This is a genomic window from Serratia sp. OS31, assembly GCF_014164835.1.
Lineage (GTDB): Bacteria > Pseudomonadota > Gammaproteobacteria > Enterobacterales > Enterobacteriaceae > Serratia > Serratia liquefaciens_A.
Genome location: NZ_JACJFQ010000015.1, coordinates 1 through 15,546, shown reverse-complemented (window position 1 = coordinate 15,546; position 15,546 = coordinate 1). Strand labels below are relative to the sequence as shown.

Below are 15,546 nucleotides of genomic sequence, written 5' to 3'. Positions count from 1 at the left end.
CTGGTGAGCCTGGAAACCTGAGTCGAATACGACCAAACGCAAGTCAAGAAGGTGAAAGGCCCCATGTTGAATACGCTGATTGTCGGTGCCAGCGGTTATGCCGGAGCGGAGCTCACGGCGTACCTTAATCGTCACCCACACATGAACATAACCGCTTTAGCGGTTTCAGCGCAAAGTGCAGATGCAGGAAAATTGCTTTCCGATTTGCATCCTCAGTTAAAAGGCATCGTCGATCTGCCGTTGCAACCACTGGTTGACGTTGCGAAAGCGGCTGAAGGTATCGACGTGGTGTTTTTGGCCACGGCGCATGAAGTCAGCCACGATATCGCGCCGGCTTTCCTAGCCGCTGGTTGCGTGGTGTTCGATCTTTCCGGCGCATTCCGCGTAAAAGACGCCGCTTTCTACAGCCAGTACTACGGTTTTGAACATCAGCATGCCGACCTGCTGGAGCAGGCGGTGTATGGCCTGGCGGAGTGGCAGAGCGACAAAATCAAGCAGGCGCAACTGATCGCCGTGCCGGGCTGTTACCCGACGGCAGCGCAGCTGGCACTGAAACCGCTGATCGACCAAGGTTTGTTGAACCTCGACCAGTGGCCGGTCATCAACGCCACCAGCGGCGTTAGCGGTGCGGGTCGCAAGGCCAGCGTCACCACCAGCTTCTGTGAGGTGAGCCTGCAGCCGTACGGAATTTTCAACCACCGTCATCATCCGGAAATCGTCGCGCATCTGGGGGCGCCGGTCATTTTTACGCCACATTTGGGTAACTTCCCGCGTGGTATTCTCGAAACCATCACCTGTCGCCTTAAAGCCGGCGTGACCGCGCAGGACGTGGCCGCCGTTTATCACGCCGCCTATGACGACAAACCGCTGGTGCGGCTGTACGACAAAGGCGTGCCGGCGCTGAAGTCAGTGGTTGGGTTGCCGTTTTGCGACATCGGCTTTGCCGTGCAGGGCGAACACCTGATTGCCGTTGCGGTGGAAGACAACCTGTTGAAAGGCGCAGCCGCTCAGGCGGTGCAATGCCTGAATATCCGTTTTGGGTTCCCGGAAACCCAGTCATTACTTTAATAAATCACCAGCGTGGGATGTAAACAGCGATGAACCCGTTAATTATCAAGTTAGGTGGCGTGTTATTAGACAGTGAAGAAGCGCTGGAGCGTTTGTTTACCGCGTTGGACAGCTACCGCCAGCAGCATCAGCGCCCACTGGTTATCGTTCACGGCGGCGGTTGTGTGGTGGACGAACTGATGAAGCAGCTTTCCCTGCCGGTGGTGAAGAAAAATGGGCTGCGGGTCACCCCGGCCGATCAGATCGACATTATCACCGGTGCCCTGGCCGGGACTGCCAACAAAACCTTGCTGGCATGGGCAATCAAACACCAGATTAATGCCGTAGGCCTGAGCCTGGCGGACGGCGGCAGCGTCACCGTCACTCCGCTCGATCCGGCGCTTGGCCACGTAGGCAACGCGCAGCCGGGGTCACCGGCGTTGCTCAATACCCTGCTGGGTGCCGGCTATCTGCCGGTGATCAGCTCTATCGGGATTACCGCCGATGGGAAGTTAATGAATGTAAACGCCGATCAGGCGGCGACCGCGTTGGCCGCCACGCTGGGTGCGGACTTGATCCTGCTGTCGGATGTCAGTGGCATCCTTGACGGAAAAGGGCAGCGCATTGCAGAAATGACGGCGCAAAAAGCGGAACAACTGATTGCCCAGGGCATCATCACTGATGGTATGGTGGTGAAGGTGAATGCGGCACTCGATGCAGCCCGCACCCTCGGTCGCCCGGTAGATATCGCCAGTTGGCGCCATGCCGATCAGCTTCCTGCACTGTTTAACGGCGTGTCGATTGGCACCCGGATCCTCGCTTAAATTTAGAATTAAAAAGGAAAAGACCATGCAAAACCAAGGCATCAAAAAAATCGTTCTGGCGTACTCTGGCGGCCTGGATACTTCGGCCATCATTCCCTGGCTGAAAGAAAACTACGGCGGCTGCGAAGTGGTGGCGTTCGTGGCAGATATCGGCCAGGAGCGCAGCGATCTGGAAGGCGTGGAGCAAAAAGCCCTGCAATCCGGTGCCTCTGAGTGTCACGTGGTTGATCTGCGTGAAGAATTCATCCGTGATTATGTTTACCCCGTGCTGCAAACCGGCGCCCTGTATGAAGGCAGCTACCTGCTGGGGACCTCAATGGCCCGCCCGATCATCGCCAAGGCGCAGGTTGAGCTGGCGTTGAAGGTCGGTGCAGACGCGTTGTGCCACGGCGCAACCGGTAAAGGTAACGATCAGGTGCGTTTCGAGACCACCTATACCGCACTGGCGCCGCATTTGAAAGTGGTAGCCCCTTGGCGCGAGTGGAACCTGCGTTCCCGTGAAGCGCTGCTGGACTACCTGAAAGAGCGCAACATCCCGACCACGGCGTCGCTGGAAAAAATCTACAGCCGTGACGAAAACGCCTGGCATATCTCTACCGAAGGCGGCGTGCTGGAAAGCCCGTGGAATGCACCGAATAAAGACTGCTGGGTCTGGACCGTCGATCCGCAGGAAGCTCCGGATCAGCCAGAGCAGGTGACTGTCACCGTCGAGAAAGGCCGTGTAGTGGCGGTAAACGGCGAAGCGTTGAGCCCGTACAAATGCCTGGAAACCCTGAACGTGCTGGGCGCCAAACATGGCGTAGGCCGTATCGATATCGTGGAAAACCGTTTGGTGGGCATCAAATCCCGCGGTTGCTACGAAACCCCGGGCGGTACCATTATGGTGGCGGCACTGCGTGGCGTTGAGCAGTTGGTTCTGGATCGCGACAGCTTCAAATGGCGTGAGCAGTTGGGCCTGGAAATGGCTTACGTCGTGTACGATGGCCGTTGGTTCGCACCGCTGCGTCGTTCACTGCAAGCCTCTGCTGAGGCACTGGCCGAAGAAGTGAACGGCGAAGTGGTTTTGCAGCTATACAAAGGCCAGGTCACGGCAATTCAGAAGAAATCTGCCAACAGCCTGTACTCTGAAGAGTTCGCCACCTTTGGCGAAGACGAAGTTTACGATCACAGCCATGCCGGTGGCTTTATCCGCCTGTTCTCGCTCTCTTCACGCATTCGTGCGCTGAACGAGAAAAAGAACAAGTAACTTTATTGATTATTCGGCGTGACTTGGTAAGGGCGCAGCGTGCTGCGCCCTTATTCGCATAAAATTCAGGAGTAAGGTATGGCACTTTGGGGCGGACGGTTCAGTCAGGCGGCAGATCAGCGGTTCAAGCAGTTAAATGATTCTCTGCGCTTCGATTATCGCCTGGCAGAACAGGACATCGTAGGGTCAGTGGCCTGGTCGAAAGCGCTGGTGACCGTCAACGTATTGACGGCGACCGAGCAGCAACAGCTGGAACAGGCGCTGAGCGTGCTGTTGGAAGAGGTGCAGGCCGATCCACAGGCGATTGTCAGCAGCGATGCGGAAGATATTCACAGCTGGGTGGAGCAAAAGCTGATCGACAAGGTCGGCGATCTGGGTAAAAAACTGCACACCGGCCGTAGCCGTAACGATCAGGTCGCGACCGATCTGAAATTGTGGTGCAAACAACAAATTGGTGAGCTGCATCAGGCCATCGTGCAACTGCAACAGGCGCTGGTGGAAACCGCTGAAGCCAACCAGGATGCGGTCATGCCGGGCTATACCCACCTGCAGCGTGCGCAGCCGGTGACCTTTGCCCACTGGTGTCTGGCCTATGTCGAAATGCTGGCGCGTGATGAAAGCCGTCTGCAGGATACGCTGCAACGCCTGGACGTCAGCCCGCTTGGCAGCGGCGCACTGGCCGGTACCGCGTACCCGATCGACCGTGAGCAACTGGCCGGTTGGCTGGGCTTTGCTTCGGCAACCCGTAACAGCCTGGACAGCGTTTCCGATCGTGACCACGTGCTGGAACTGTTGTCGAACGCCTCCATCAGCATGGTGCATCTGTCGCGCTTTGCCGAAGACCTGATCTTCTTCAACAGCGGCGAAGCGGCCTTTGTCGATTTGTCCGACCGCGTGACTTCCGGCTCCTCGCTGATGCCGCAGAAGAAAAACCCGGATGCGCTGGAGCTGATCCGCGGTAAATGCGGCCGTGTGCAGGGCGCACTGACGGGCATGATGATGACGCTGAAAGGCCTGCCGCTGGCGTACAACAAAGATATGCAGGAAGACAAGGAAGGGCTGTTCGATGCGTTGGACACCTGGATGGACTGTCTGCAGATGGCGGCGCTGGTGCTGGATGGCATTCAGGTGAAACGTCCGCGTTGTAAGGAAGCGGCGGAGCAGGGCTACGCCAACTCGACCGAACTGGCGGATTATCTGGTCGCCAAAGGCGTGCCATTCCGTGAGGCGCACCATATCGTCGGTGAAGCAGTCGTAGAGGCGATCCGCCAGGGGAAAGCGCTGGAAGCCTTGCCGTTGACTGATTTGCAGAAATTCAGCGCGGTGATTGGTGACGACGTATACCCGATTCTGGCACTTCAATCATGCTTGGATAAACGTTCCGCGAAGGGGGGCGTTTCTCCTCAGCAGGTCGCTAGCGCGATCGTCGCGGCGAAACAGCGTTTGGCTTAACTCAAAGTAAATAACAAGGATGTTTATGCATTATTTACAGTTAGTGCCTGTTTTTACTGATTTCTACATACGCAAGGCAGAGGCAAACAAAGTCTCTGCCGGATATGGAGAAATCAATGTACAAAAACAGAAAGCGTGGATTACGTCGTCATCACTATTATCGTCTAAAAAGTAATCGTAAAGATTACTACGGCGGAATAATTTATCCGGAGTCATTTACGGCGCAGGGAATTGCCCGTAGAGCAGGTAAATTAGTTACTACAGCACCTGATTGCAGTTGCTGGATGTGCGGGAATCCTCGTCGATATTTCTTCAGTGTTACTTTGCAGGAATTAAAGGCGAATGATAGTGAAGTCGATGGATGGAAAGAGTTAAACGCTGAGTCCGTTTGATTCTGACATGTATAAAGGGCGAAGTTCATATGCAGAACTGCGCCCTTTGTTTTTGGAAGTGCTACTCGCCCGGACAGCGTTGGCAGCGCTCTGCCTCGGCCTCGCCCAGTTTGAGTTTTGACTGCAGATCGCGCAATGCGGTACGCAGGCCTTCCTCGATCACCGGGTGATAGAACGGCATGTCCAGCATCTGGTTGACGGTCATTTTCTGCTGGTGCGCCCACGCCAATAGATGAGCGATATGCTCGACGTCCGGCCCTATCATTTCTGCACCAAGGAAACGCCCGGTGCCTTGCTCGCCGTAGACGTGCAGAATGCCTTTATTACGCAGCATGACCCGTGAACGGCCCTGATTTTCGAATGACACCTCACCGATTTCGAAACAGCCGCAGGCGCTGAATTTTTCATTCAGCTCACGGAAGGTGGAGCCGACCATGGCGATCTGCGGATCGGAAAACACCACCGAAATCGCGCTGCGCCGCAGGCCTGGAGTGACTTCCGGGAAGCTCCCGGCGTTGGTTCCGGCAATGCGTGCCTGATCGCTGGCTTCGTGCAACAGCGGCAGCTGGTTGCTGGCATCACCGGCGATAAAGATATGCGGTACGCTGGTTTGCATCGTCAGGCGATCGGCCTGAGGCACGCCTCTGGCATCGAGCGTCAGGCGGGTATTCTCAAGGCCCAGATTATCGACGTTCGGCCGACGACCGGTAGCAGCCAGGACGTAATCCACCATGATCTCCTGCGGTAAGCCGTTCAGACCCTGATAGCGGATAAAGACCTTGTCGCCTTCGCGCTGCATCATGTCCACTTTCACATCGGCATCAAGATAGAACTCTTCGCCCAACGCCTTGGCGGCATAATTGCGTACCGTACTGTCGGTTAGCGGCCCGACGGCACCACCAACGCCAAATACCTTGGTTTCGACGCCGAGGCGATGCAGCGCCTGCCCCAGTTCCAGGCCAATTACGCCGGGCCCGAACACGGCCACCGAGTCTGGCAAATCAGTCCAGTTGAACACGTCATCATTGACGATCAATCGGTCGCCCAACGCATTCCACGCTGCCGGCCAGCTTGGGCGGGAACCGGTGGCGATAACGATACGTTGCGCCACAATGCGAGTGTGATCGTCCACCTGCAGAGTATTGTCGTCGATGAAGCGGGCGTAACCCTGAATTTTGTCGGTGGCCGGGATCTCGTCGACGCCTTCCAGTACAAAGCCGACGAAACGGTCGCGCTCGCGTTTAACGCGGTCCATGACTTCACGGCCGTTAATGGTGGTTTTACCGGCGGGATACACGCCAAAACCCGGTGCCCGCTCGATTTGATGCACCGCCTCGGCGGCGGCAATCAGCAATTTTGATGGCATGCAGCCAACGCGGGCACAGGTGGTGCCATAAGCTCCGCCCTCGATCATCACCACGCTCGGGGTGGCAAGCTTGGCGGCGCGATAGGCGCCCAGACCGGCGGTGCCGCCGCCGATGACCGCGACGTCAACATTCAACTGTTTCATATCCGCTCCTGAAAGCTAAAAAAAGGGCGGGCCGGAGCCCGCCAAAAGTTCACGTTGGCTTTGTTATTACTTATAAATCAGGCTGACAGGAAAGTTTCCAGGTCATCGCTACCGCCGATATGACGACCGCCGATAAACACCTGCGGTACGGTCGCGCGACCGGTGATGGCGCGCAGGCTGACGGTGGTGGCGTCCTGACCCAGTACGATCTCTTCATACTGGATGCCACGTTCCTGCAGCATTTGTTTGGCTTTGGCACAGAACGGGCAGCCCGGTTTGGTGAACAGGGAAACCGACTCCTGCACTTTGAATTCCGGGGCCAGGTATTTCAGCATGGTGTCGGCGTCAGACACTTCAAACGGGTCGCCCGGCTTGTTAGGTTCGACGAACATTTTTTCCACCACGCCATTGCGCACCAGCATGGAATAACGCCATGAGCGCGGGCCAAAGCCCAGATCCGCTTTCTCGACCAGCATGTCCATGCCTTTGGTGAACTCGCCGTTGCCGTCCGGAATGAAGGTGATGTTCTCTGCGTGCTGATCGGCCTTCCAGGCGTTCATGACGAAGGTGTCGTTCACTGAAACGCACAGAATGCTGTCAACGCCGTGCTGTTTGAATACGCTGGACAGTTCGTTGTAGCGCGGCAGGTGGCTGGAAGAACAGGTTGGGGTAAACGCGCCCGGCAGTGAAAACACGATGACGGTTTTATCTTTGAACAGGTCATCAGTGGTGACGTCAATCCATTGGTCGCCCTGACGGGTGTGGAAGGTAACCTGAGGAACTTTTTTGCCTTCTTGACTGGTAAACATGAATTAACCCCTTAATTAGGAAAAATAATTTTTAGCTGTTAGCGCGGTATCGCTTCGTTGGGTGACATTATTGACGTCGGGGCTTGATAGATCTAATCGCTCATTGCTATCTTATCTATCGCCATGAGCTATCGTGGTCTGGAGGGAAACAATGAATATTCGTGATTTAGAGTACCTGGTCGCTTTGGCCGAGCACCGGCATTTCCGCCGTGCCGCTGATTCTTGCCATGTTAGCCAACCCACGCTGAGTGGGCAGATCCGTAAGCTGGAAGACGAGCTGGGTGTGATGTTGCTCGAACGCACCAGCCGCAAGGTGTTATTCACCCAGGCGGGCCTGTTGCTGGTGGAACAGGCGCGTACCGTGCTGCGCGAAGTCAAAGTTCTGAAAGAGATGGCCAGCCAGCAAGGTGAAGCCATGTCCGGGCCGCTGCATATCGGCCTGATCCCCACCGTCGGGCCTTATTTGCTGCCGCAGATCATTCCTACGCTGCACAAAACCTTTCCCAAACTGGAAATGTACCTGCATGAAGCGCAAACCCAACAGCTGTTGGCGCAGCTCGACAGCGGTAAACTGGACTGCGCCATTCTGGCGCTGGTGAAGGAAACGGAAGCCTTTATTGAAGTGCCGCTGTTTGACGAACCGATGAAGTTGGCGGTGTATTCCGATCACCCATGGTCGCAGCGTGACCGCGTGGCGATGCCGGATCTGGCCGGGGAAAAGTTGTTGATGCTGGAAGATGGCCACTGTCTGCGCGATCAGGCGATGGGCTTTTGTTTCCAGGCCGGGGCTGACGAAGATACCCACTTCCGGGCGACCAGCCTGGAAACGCTGCGTAATATGGTCGCGGCGGGCAGTGGGATTACGTTGTTGCCGTCACTGGCGGTACCGCCGCAGCGTGAGCGCGACGGCGTGTGTTACCTGGACTGCTTCAAACCTGAACCCAAGCGCACCATTGCGCTGGTGTACCGCCCCGGCTCCCCATTGCGCAGTCGTTATGAGCAATTGGCCGAGGCGATCCGCGAGCACATGCAAAGCTACATGGGCACCACGTTAAAACAGGCGGTTTAAGCCGTTCAGCGCTGCCACCCGGTAGGCTTCGGCCATGGTCGGATAGTTGAAGGTCGTATTAACGAAATATTCGATAGTATTGCCTTCACCTTTCTGTTCCATGATCGCCTGCCCGATGTGGATGATCTCTGCCGCACGCTCGCCGAAGCAGTGGATCCCGAGGATCTGCAGGGTGTCGCGATGGAACAGGATCTTCAGGCTGCCGACGTTCATGCCGGCAATCTGCGCGCGGGCCAGATGCTTGAACTGTGCGCGACCCACTTCATACGGCACTTTCATCGCCGTCAATTCCTGCTCGGTTTTACCGACGGAGCTGATTTCCGGAATGGTGTAGATACCGGTCGGGATGTCTTCAATCAGGTGCCCACTGGCTTCGCCGGAGGAAATCGCCTGCGCGGCAATGCGGCCCTGATCGTAGGCAGCAGATGCCAGACTCGGGTAGCCAATCACGTCACCCACGGCATAAATGTGCGGCAGCGCGGTCTGGTACATGCTGTTCACTTTCAGCAAGCCACGGCTGTCTGACTCCAGGCCGACGTTCTCCAGCCCCAGCGAATCGGTATTACCGGTGCGGCCGTTGGCGTACAGCAGGCAATCGGCCTTCACTTTCTTGCCGGATTTCAGGTGAACAATCACGCCGTCTTCGGTGCCTTCGATCTTCTCGAACTCTTCGTTGTGGCGGATCACCACGCCGTTGTTCCAGAAGTGATAGGACAGCGAGTCCGACATTTCCTGGTCGAGGAACGCCAGCAGACGATCGCGGGTGTTGATCAGATCCACCTTCACGTTCAAACCGCGGAAGATAGATGCATATTCACAACCGATCACCCCGGCACCATAAATGATGACGTGGCGCGGTTCGTGGTTCAGTTCGAGAATGGAATCACTGTTATAAATACGCGGATGGTTAAAATCGACGCTCGACGGGTTGTACGGGCGTGAGCCGCAGGCAATAACGATATGATCGGCGCGGATGGTGTCCTGGGTGCCGTCCATATAGCTGACGCTGACGGTGTTGGCGTCGATAAAGCGCGCATCACCGGCAAACAGCTTGCACTGGTTGCGCTCATAGAATCCCTGACGCATCCGGGTTTGCTGATTAATGACGTTATCGGCGTGGCGTAAAATATCAGGGAATGTCGCGCTGAGCGTGCGTGAATTGTTATAAAGCGGGTTTTGGTTGAATTCGATAATGCGGCTAACGGCGTGGCGGAGGGCTTTGGATGGGATGGTGCCCCAATGGGTACATCCACCGCCTACGTTATTGTACCGTTCTATCACGGCCACGCGGGCGCCCTGTTTCACCAACCCCATAGCGGCACCTTCACCACCTGGGCCCGAGCCAATGACTATGGCATCAAATTGATAGTGCTGTTGCATAGGGGAGAGACCTGTCTTATACAAAATTACAACGGTATCTTAACATCATAGCGCTGAGTGCCCAATCACCATTAGGCTTTTTGAGGCAAAGCACAAATGGTGCAGGCTGAAACTGTGACAGGGCGCGTTTGTATAAATGCTGTTGCAATAAAATTTGCTATATTGCCGGGTCTACGGCGTTAGACTGACAAAATGGATCTTATCTGGATATGCATATGGGCGTCAGAGCACAACAAAAAGAACGGACTCGTCGTTCCCTCATCGAAGCGGCCTTCAGCCAACTGAGCGCCGAACGCAGCTTTGCCAGTCTGAGCCTGCGCGAGGTCTCGCGCGAAGCGGGTATCGCGCCGACGTCATTTTATCGCCACTTCCGTGATGTGGACGAGCTGGGGTTAACCATGGTTGATGAGAGCGGCCTGATGCTGCGTCAACTGATGCGGCAGGCGCGGCAGCGTATCGCCAAGGGGGGCAGCGTGATCCGCACCTCGGTCTCCACCTTTATGGAGTTTATCGGCAATAATCCCAACGCCTTCCGCCTGCTGTTGCGTGAACGTTCCGGGACCTCGGCGGCCTTTCGTGCGGCGGTGGCGCGTGAGATCCAACATTTTATCGCCGAACTGGCGGATTACCTCGAGCTGGAAAACCACATGCCGCGCAGTTTCACCGAAGCGCAGGCGGAAGCGATGGTCACCATTGTCTTTAGCGCCGGTGCTGAAGCGCTGGATATCGACATCGATCAGCGGCGTCGGCTCGAAGAGCGGTTAGTGTTGCAACTGCGGATGATTTCCAAAGGCGCTTATTATTGGTATCGCCGCGAACAAGAAAAAACTTCTGTATCCCACGTATAAAGGTAGAAAACGATGGAAAAACCAGGCCGTGAGAATGGCACCTTACTGCTGGCGTTGATTGCCGGCCTTTCAATCAACGGTTCGTTCGCCGCGCTGTTCAGCTCGGTGGTGCCGTTTTCGATTTTCCCGATTATTGCCTTGGTGTTGGCGGTGTATTGCCTGCATCAACGTTATCTGCACCGCGCAATGCCGGATGGCATACCTAAGCTGGCGGCGGCGACTTTCCTGCTGGGGGTGCTGCTGTACAGTGCGATAGTGCGTGCCGAATACCCGCAGATCGGCTCTAACTTCCTGCCGGCGATTATTTCCGTGGCGCTGGTGTTCTGGATTGGTATGAAGCTGAAAGCGCGCAAGGCGCTGGATGAGAATACCCCGGCGTAAAGGGCAAAAGCAGGGGCGCAGCAAGCGTAGCGCCCCTGTGGGATTAAACGCGTTTTTCCAACAGTACGCCGCATTCCATATGATGGGTGTACGGGAACTGATCGAACAATGCCAGACGGCTGATTTGATGCGTTTCCTGCAACGTCTCCAGATTGGCGCACAGCGTTTCCGGGTTGCATGAGATATACAAAATGCGCGGATAGGCCTGCACCATTTTTACCGTTTCATCATCCAGCCCGCTGCGCGGCGGATCGACGAAAATGGTTTCGCAGTTATAGCTGCTCAGATCGATACCCTTCAAACGATTAAACTCTCGTACTCCGTTCATCGCCTGGGTAAAGTCTTCCGCCGCCATACGGATAATCTGTACGTTGTCGATATGATTGGCGGCAATATTGTATTGCGCCGCAGCAACGGAAGGCTTGGCTATTTCTGTGGCCAGCACCCGCTCGAAGTTACGCGCCAGCGCCAGGGAGAAGTTGCCGTTGCCGCAATACAGCTCCAGCAGATCGCCTTTAGAGCCGGCGGTCACGTCCAGCGCCCATTCCAGCATCTGTATGTTCATCGCCGCATTCGGCTGGGTAAAGCTGTTTTCCACCTGACGGTAAATCATGTCGCGGCCGGCGACCGGCAGGACTTCGTCTACATAATCCTGATCCAGCATGATTTTCATCTTCGACGCGCGACCAATCAACTGCAGGTCAAAGCCCTGGGCACGGAGATCATCCCGCAGCTTTTCTGCCTGCCGCTGCCATTCGTCGTCCAGCTTACGGTGATACAGCAGCGAGGCGATGATTTTGCCGCTGCGCGTAGACAGGTAATCAATCTGGAACAGCTTGCGGCGCAAAATAGGATCCGGCTTGATGGCGGCGATCAGTGCGCTCATCAGGCGGTTAATCAATTCGCTGGCGGCAGGAAACTGCTCGACGCGGATGCGTTGCTTGGTCTGCTGGTCAAACATGATGTGGTACATCTCGTCTTCATCATGCCAGATGCGGAATTCGGCGCGCATGCGGTAGTGTTCGACTTGCGAGCGGAACACTTCCGGCTCGGGTGCCGTGAACGGTGACATCAGCGTCTTCAGCCGGGCAGTTTTTTCCGCCAGTTGGTCATCGTAACGTTCAATAGGCAAATTCTCGGGCGTCATGTTTCTTCTCGTCAGGCAAATTTGATCAGCGGGGATTGTAGGGAATCAGTCCGTGAAGTCCAGTTTTGTCTTGTTTATTATTTGTAACATTGATAGCAGTCTAGACATCTATTTACATTGATCGTAGCATTGTCGTCCGGCCTCAAGCAGCGAGTGAAAAGGGAATCCGGTGTGAATCCGGAGCTGACGCGCAGCGGTAAGGGGAAGTCACGGCGATAGCGTTTTACGCAGACACTGTCCATTGCAGGACGGGAAGTCATCGCCCGGTGCGGGTAGCCAAGAGGCCGCCTGCAACTCCCAAGCCCGAAGACCTGCCGGTGTTACGTCGCAATGTCCGTGGCCGTCGCGAAATACCGGCCATGATCCTGCGGCATCCGCCAATTAAGTTTGGATGCTTTTTCATGACAATTACAAAAAATACGCTGCTGGCGGTGGTTTCCTCCGTCACGGCTTTTTCTGGATGGGCGCAAGACAACACCACAGCCAATAACAGCGATAATCTGGTGGTTTCCGCCAACCGCTTCCCACAGCCGGTTTCTTCCGTGCTGGCACCCACGTCCGTCGTCACCCGTGATGAAATCGACCGCTGGCAGGCAAAAAGCCTGACCGACGTGATGCGCCGCCTGCCGGGCGTAGACGTGGGGCAAAACGGTGGTCTGGGGCAAAAAAGCTCGCTGTTCATTCGCGGCACCAATTCCAGCCACGTGCTGGTACTGATTGACGGTATTCGTCTTAATCAGGCCGGTATCAGCGGCTCTTCCGATCTCAGCCAGATCCCGATCTCGCTGGTGCAGAAAGTTGAATATATTCGTGGCCCACGTTCGGCCGTTTATGGCTCCGATGCCATTGGCGGCGTGGTTAACATTATTACCACCCGCGAAAAGAACGGCACTACGCTTTCCGCCGGTGTGGGGTCTAACGGCTACCAGGCCTATGACGCGTCTACTCAGCAACAGCTGGGCGACAGCACGGTTGCCACGGTCGCCGGTAACTACACCTATACCAAAGGCTATGATGTGGTGGCCTACGGCAGTACCGGCATGCAAAGCCAGCAGGATCGCGACGGCTTTATGAGCAAGTCGTTGTACGGCGCTGTTGATCATCAGTTCAACGAGGCTATCAGCGGTTTTGTTCGTGGTTACGGTTATGACAACCGCACGGCTTACGACGCTTATTACTCTTCGCCAACCAGCGCGCTGGTTGATACCCGTAAGCTGTATAGCCAGACCTGGGATACCGGCCTGCGTTATAAGGAAGGTATCTACGCAACGCAGTTGATTGGCAGCTACAGCCACAGCAAGGATTATGATTACGATCCACGTCGCGGCATGCATGACAGCTCAGCCAGCCTGGTTGACTCCGAGCAGTACAACCTGCAATGGGGAAATACCCTTCAGGTGGGTCAGGGTACGGTCAGCTCAGGGATTGACTGGCAACATCAGCAAATCAAGCCAGACTCCACCACGGTTAACGGTGAGAAAACGCAGCGCAACGCCGGTGTTTATCTTACTGCGCAGCAGTTGGTCGGGCCGGTCACCCTGGAAGGGGCGGTTCGCGGCGACGATCACTCAGAATTCGGTTGGCATGGCACCTGGCAAACCAGCGCGGGCTGGGAGTTCATTGAAGGGTACCGTTTCATCGCTTCCTACGGCACGGCATTCAAAGCCCCTAATATGGGTCAGCTGTATGGCAACTTCGGCAATAATACCGATCTGAAGCCGGAAGAAAGCAAGCAGTGGGAAGGGGGCTTTGAAGGTTTGACCGGGCCGGTAACCTGGCGCGTGTCCGGATACCGCAACGACATTGATAACCTGATTGATTCCACCGGCGAGACCAACTACGTTTATTACAATGTTGGCAAAGCCACTATTAAAGGTATTGAAGCAACGGCTTCATTCGACACGGGGCCGTTAACCCATCACATTGGTTACGACTATGTCGATCCGCGCAATGCCAAAACCAACGAAGTGCTGTTGCGTCGTGCCAAACAGCAGGTGAAGTATGAGCTGGATTGGCAGGTCTATGATTTTGACTGGGCGGTCACCTATCAATACCTGGGTGAGCGTTATGATAAAGACTACAGCACCTATCCAGAGCAAAGCGTCAAACTCGGCGGTGTCAGCCTGTGGGATCTCGCAGTTTCGTATCCGGTCACATCTCATCTGACAGTTCGTGGTAGAATCGCCAACCTGTTTGATAAAGATTATGAGACGGCTTATGGCTACGCTACTCCAGGAAGAGAATACTACCTCACTGGAAGCTATACCTTCTAACACCCCTGCTACGGCCCGTCCGACGGTGCTGGTATTTGATTCCGGCGTCGGCGGGTTATCGGTGTACCAAGAGGTTCGGCAATTGCTGCCGGACCTCCACTATATATACGCCTTCGATAATGTGGCGTTTCCCTACGGCGAGAAATCCGAAGAGTTTATTGTTGAGCGCGTGCTGGAGATTGTCAGCGCGGTGCAGCACCGGCATCCTCTGGCGATAGTCATCATCGCTTGTAACACGGCCAGTACGGTCTCCCTGCCGGCCCTGCGCGAACGCTTTACCTTCCCGGTTGTCGGCGTGGTGCCTGCCATCAAGCCCGCAGCCCGCCTGACCGCCAATGGTGTGGTGGGCCTGCTGGCTACCCGCGGTACCGTACAGCGTACTTATACCCATGAGCTGATCGCCCGTTTCGCTACCGATTGCAAGATCGAGCTGCTTGGCTCCTCTGAGCTGGTGGAACTGGCTGAAGCCAAGCTGCATGGCGAAGCCGTACCGCTGCCGGCGCTGAAGAAAATTCTCCATCCATGGCTGAGCATGCGCGAGCCACCGGATACCGTGGTACTCGGTTGCACCCATTTCCCTTTATTAGCAGAAGAGCTGATGCAGGTGTTGCCTGAGGGAACCCGACTGATCGATTCCGGCGCGGCGATTGCCCGTCGTACCGCATGGCTGATTTCGACGCAGGAAAATCTGGTGTCGACGCAGGAAGAGAATCTGGCGTATTGCATGGCGTTAAATGAAGATACTGACGCTTTATTGCCCGTTCTGCAGGGATATGGCTTTAAATCGTTGAAAAAACTGCCTCTTTAAGGCTGTTTTGGTTAAATGTTCAACGGTCGGAAAAAATATTGAAATTAGGGGTTGCGGCCTTCTGAGAACTCCCTATAATGCGCCTCCACTGACCGGGAACAACGACTCCTCTAACGAGAGCCAGTCGCCCAGCCAGGAAGAATCAAGCCGGTGAAAACACCGTTTCTTAATAAGAAAAAAGCTTGACTCTTCAGCGGGAAAGCGTAATATGCACCTCCCGCGTTACCGAGAAATATCTTAGTAACGAACGCTCTTTAACAATTTATCAGACAATCTGTGTGGGCACTCCACAAGACGATATCCAGAACCTTCGGGTTCAAAAAAATATCAAGTCTTGAAGAGTGACCAAGCAATAAGTCA

The 15,546-nt window shown here is 55.5% G+C and carries 14 protein-coding genes and 1 riboswitch; of the genes, 10 read left to right on the top strand and 4 right to left on the bottom strand.

What is annotated here, in order from left to right; genetic code table 11:
• Positions 1–63 precede the first annotated feature (63 nt).
• From argC to H5P17_RS14025, 5 genes are all read left to right on the top strand, one after another.
• Positions 64–1,068, top strand: coding sequence for an N-acetyl-gamma-glutamyl-phosphate reductase (gene argC / locus H5P17_RS14045; RefSeq protein ID WP_044554928.1), 1,005 nt, complete (start codon positions 64–66; stop codon positions 1,066–1,068).
• A 29-nt stretch (positions 1,069–1,097) separates the two neighbouring features.
• A complete protein-coding gene (argB, locus tag H5P17_RS14040; protein WP_020837527.1) occupies positions 1,098–1,871 on the top strand; it encodes an acetylglutamate kinase in 774 nt (257 codons plus the stop codon).
• A gap of 25 nt (positions 1,872–1,896) precedes the next feature.
• Positions 1,897–3,117 (top strand): argininosuccinate synthase, encoded by a 1,221-nt coding sequence (locus H5P17_RS14035; protein ID WP_044554930.1) that lies wholly within the window; start codon positions 1,897–1,899, stop codon positions 3,115–3,117.
• 78 nt (positions 3,118–3,195) lie between these two features.
• Complete coding sequence (gene argH / locus H5P17_RS14030; protein ID WP_182823535.1) at positions 3,196–4,569, top strand: argininosuccinate lyase; 1,374 nt, start codon at positions 3,196–3,198, stop codon at positions 4,567–4,569.
• Between the two features lie 116 nt (positions 4,570–4,685).
• Positions 4,686–4,961 (top strand): hypothetical protein, encoded by a 276-nt coding sequence (locus tag H5P17_RS14025; RefSeq protein WP_182823533.1) that lies wholly within the window; start codon positions 4,686–4,688, stop codon positions 4,959–4,961.
• Between the two features lie 61 nt (positions 4,962–5,022).
• Here the strand turns inward: H5P17_RS14025 and H5P17_RS14020 are convergent, their stop codons facing one another.
• Together H5P17_RS14020 and H5P17_RS14015 are read right to left on the bottom strand one after the other, a co-directional pair.
• Positions 5,023–6,471 carry a dihydrolipoyl dehydrogenase gene (locus H5P17_RS14020; protein ID WP_182823531.1) on the bottom strand — a complete coding sequence of 483 codons (1,449 nt, stop codon included), beginning with the start codon at positions 6,469–6,471 and terminating at the stop codon, positions 5,023–5,025.
• A 77-nt stretch (positions 6,472–6,548) separates the two neighbouring features.
• On the bottom strand, positions 6,549–7,280 hold the full coding sequence (locus H5P17_RS14015; RefSeq protein WP_182823529.1) for a glutathione peroxidase: 732 nt from the start codon (positions 7,278–7,280) through the stop codon (positions 6,549–6,551).
• A gap of 151 nt (positions 7,281–7,431) precedes the next feature.
• On the opposite strand from H5P17_RS14015, the gene oxyR reads away from it, so the two are divergent.
• Positions 7,432–8,349, top strand: coding sequence for a DNA-binding transcriptional regulator OxyR (oxyR, locus tag H5P17_RS14010; RefSeq protein WP_020837516.1), 918 nt, complete (start codon positions 7,432–7,434; stop codon positions 8,347–8,349).
• Here oxyR and sthA read toward each other — a convergent pair.
• The gene (gene sthA, locus H5P17_RS14005; RefSeq protein ID WP_020837515.1) at positions 8,332–9,729 is read right to left on the bottom strand and encodes a Si-specific NAD(P)(+) transhydrogenase; all 1,398 of its coding nucleotides are present in this window, start codon (positions 9,727–9,729) and stop codon (positions 8,332–8,334) included. The genes oxyR and sthA overlap by 18 nt on opposite strands.
• A gap of 215 nt (positions 9,730–9,944) precedes the next feature.
• Between sthA and fabR the strand changes: the two genes are divergently transcribed.
• Entirely contained in the window at positions 9,945–10,577 is a 633-nt protein-coding gene (fabR, locus tag H5P17_RS14000) for an HTH-type transcriptional repressor FabR (protein WP_020837514.1), read from the top strand.
• Positions 10,578–10,589: 12 nt separating this feature from the next.
• The gene (locus tag H5P17_RS13995) at positions 10,590–10,958 is read left to right on the top strand and encodes a YijD family membrane protein (protein WP_020837513.1); all 369 of its coding nucleotides are present in this window, start codon (positions 10,590–10,592) and stop codon (positions 10,956–10,958) included.
• 43 nt (positions 10,959–11,001) lie between these two features.
• Here H5P17_RS13995 and trmA read toward each other — a convergent pair whose 3' ends face one another.
• On the bottom strand, positions 11,002–12,105 hold the full coding sequence (gene trmA, locus H5P17_RS13990) for a tRNA (uridine(54)-C5)-methyltransferase TrmA (RefSeq protein ID WP_182823521.1): 1,104 nt from the start codon (positions 12,103–12,105) through the stop codon (positions 11,002–11,004).
• Between the two features lie 120 nt (positions 12,106–12,225).
• Positions 12,226–12,439: riboswitch (cobalamin riboswitch) on the top strand.
• A 67-nt stretch (positions 12,440–12,506) separates the two neighbouring features.
• Between trmA and btuB the strand changes: the two genes are divergently transcribed.
• Together btuB and murI are read left to right on the top strand one after the other, a co-directional pair.
• The gene (gene btuB / locus H5P17_RS13985) at positions 12,507–14,378 is read left to right on the top strand and encodes a TonB-dependent vitamin B12 receptor BtuB (protein WP_182823519.1); all 1,872 of its coding nucleotides are present in this window, start codon (positions 12,507–12,509) and stop codon (positions 14,376–14,378) included.
• The gene (murI, locus tag H5P17_RS13980; protein ID WP_182823517.1) at positions 14,323–15,186 is read left to right on the top strand and encodes a glutamate racemase; all 864 of its coding nucleotides are present in this window, start codon (positions 14,323–14,325) and stop codon (positions 15,184–15,186) included. Before btuB ends, murI begins: the two co-directional genes overlap by 56 nt.
• The last annotated feature ends 360 nt before the right edge of the window (positions 15,187–15,546 follow it).

What these genes read in the sequence shown, in the direction of transcription:
- argH (WP_182823535.1), top strand. Translation starts at nt 3,196, where the DNA reads ATGGCACTTTGGGGCGGACGGTTCAGTCAGGCGGCAGATCAGCGGTTC.
- H5P17_RS14020 (WP_182823531.1), bottom strand. Translation starts at nt 6,471, where the DNA reads ATGAAACAGTTGAATGTTGACGTCGCGGTCATCGGCGGCGGCACCGCC.
- trmA (WP_182823521.1), bottom strand. Translation starts at nt 12,105, where the DNA reads ATGACGCCCGAGAATTTGCCTATTGAACGTTACGATGACCAACTGGCG.
- H5P17_RS14025 (WP_182823533.1), top strand. Translation starts at nt 4,686, where the DNA reads ATGTACAAAAACAGAAAGCGTGGATTACGTCGTCATCACTATTATCGT.
- H5P17_RS14035 (WP_044554930.1), top strand. Translation starts at nt 1,897, where the DNA reads ATGCAAAACCAAGGCATCAAAAAAATCGTTCTGGCGTACTCTGGCGGC.
- oxyR (WP_020837516.1), top strand. Translation starts at nt 7,432, where the DNA reads ATGAATATTCGTGATTTAGAGTACCTGGTCGCTTTGGCCGAGCACCGG.
- argC (WP_044554928.1), top strand. Translation starts at nt 64, where the DNA reads ATGTTGAATACGCTGATTGTCGGTGCCAGCGGTTATGCCGGAGCGGAG.
- H5P17_RS13995 (WP_020837513.1), top strand. Translation starts at nt 10,590, where the DNA reads ATGGAAAAACCAGGCCGTGAGAATGGCACCTTACTGCTGGCGTTGATT.
- murI (WP_182823517.1), top strand. Translation starts at nt 14,323, where the DNA reads ATGGCTACGCTACTCCAGGAAGAGAATACTACCTCACTGGAAGCTATA.
- fabR (WP_020837514.1), top strand. Translation starts at nt 9,945, where the DNA reads ATGGGCGTCAGAGCACAACAAAAAGAACGGACTCGTCGTTCCCTCATC.
- btuB (WP_182823519.1), top strand. Translation starts at nt 12,507, where the DNA reads ATGACAATTACAAAAAATACGCTGCTGGCGGTGGTTTCCTCCGTCACG.
- argB (WP_020837527.1), top strand. Translation starts at nt 1,098, where the DNA reads ATGAACCCGTTAATTATCAAGTTAGGTGGCGTGTTATTAGACAGTGAA.
- H5P17_RS14015 (WP_182823529.1), bottom strand. Translation starts at nt 7,280, where the DNA reads ATGTTTACCAGTCAAGAAGGCAAAAAAGTTCCTCAGGTTACCTTCCAC.
- sthA (WP_020837515.1), bottom strand. Translation starts at nt 9,729, where the DNA reads ATGCAACAGCACTATCAATTTGATGCCATAGTCATTGGCTCGGGCCCA.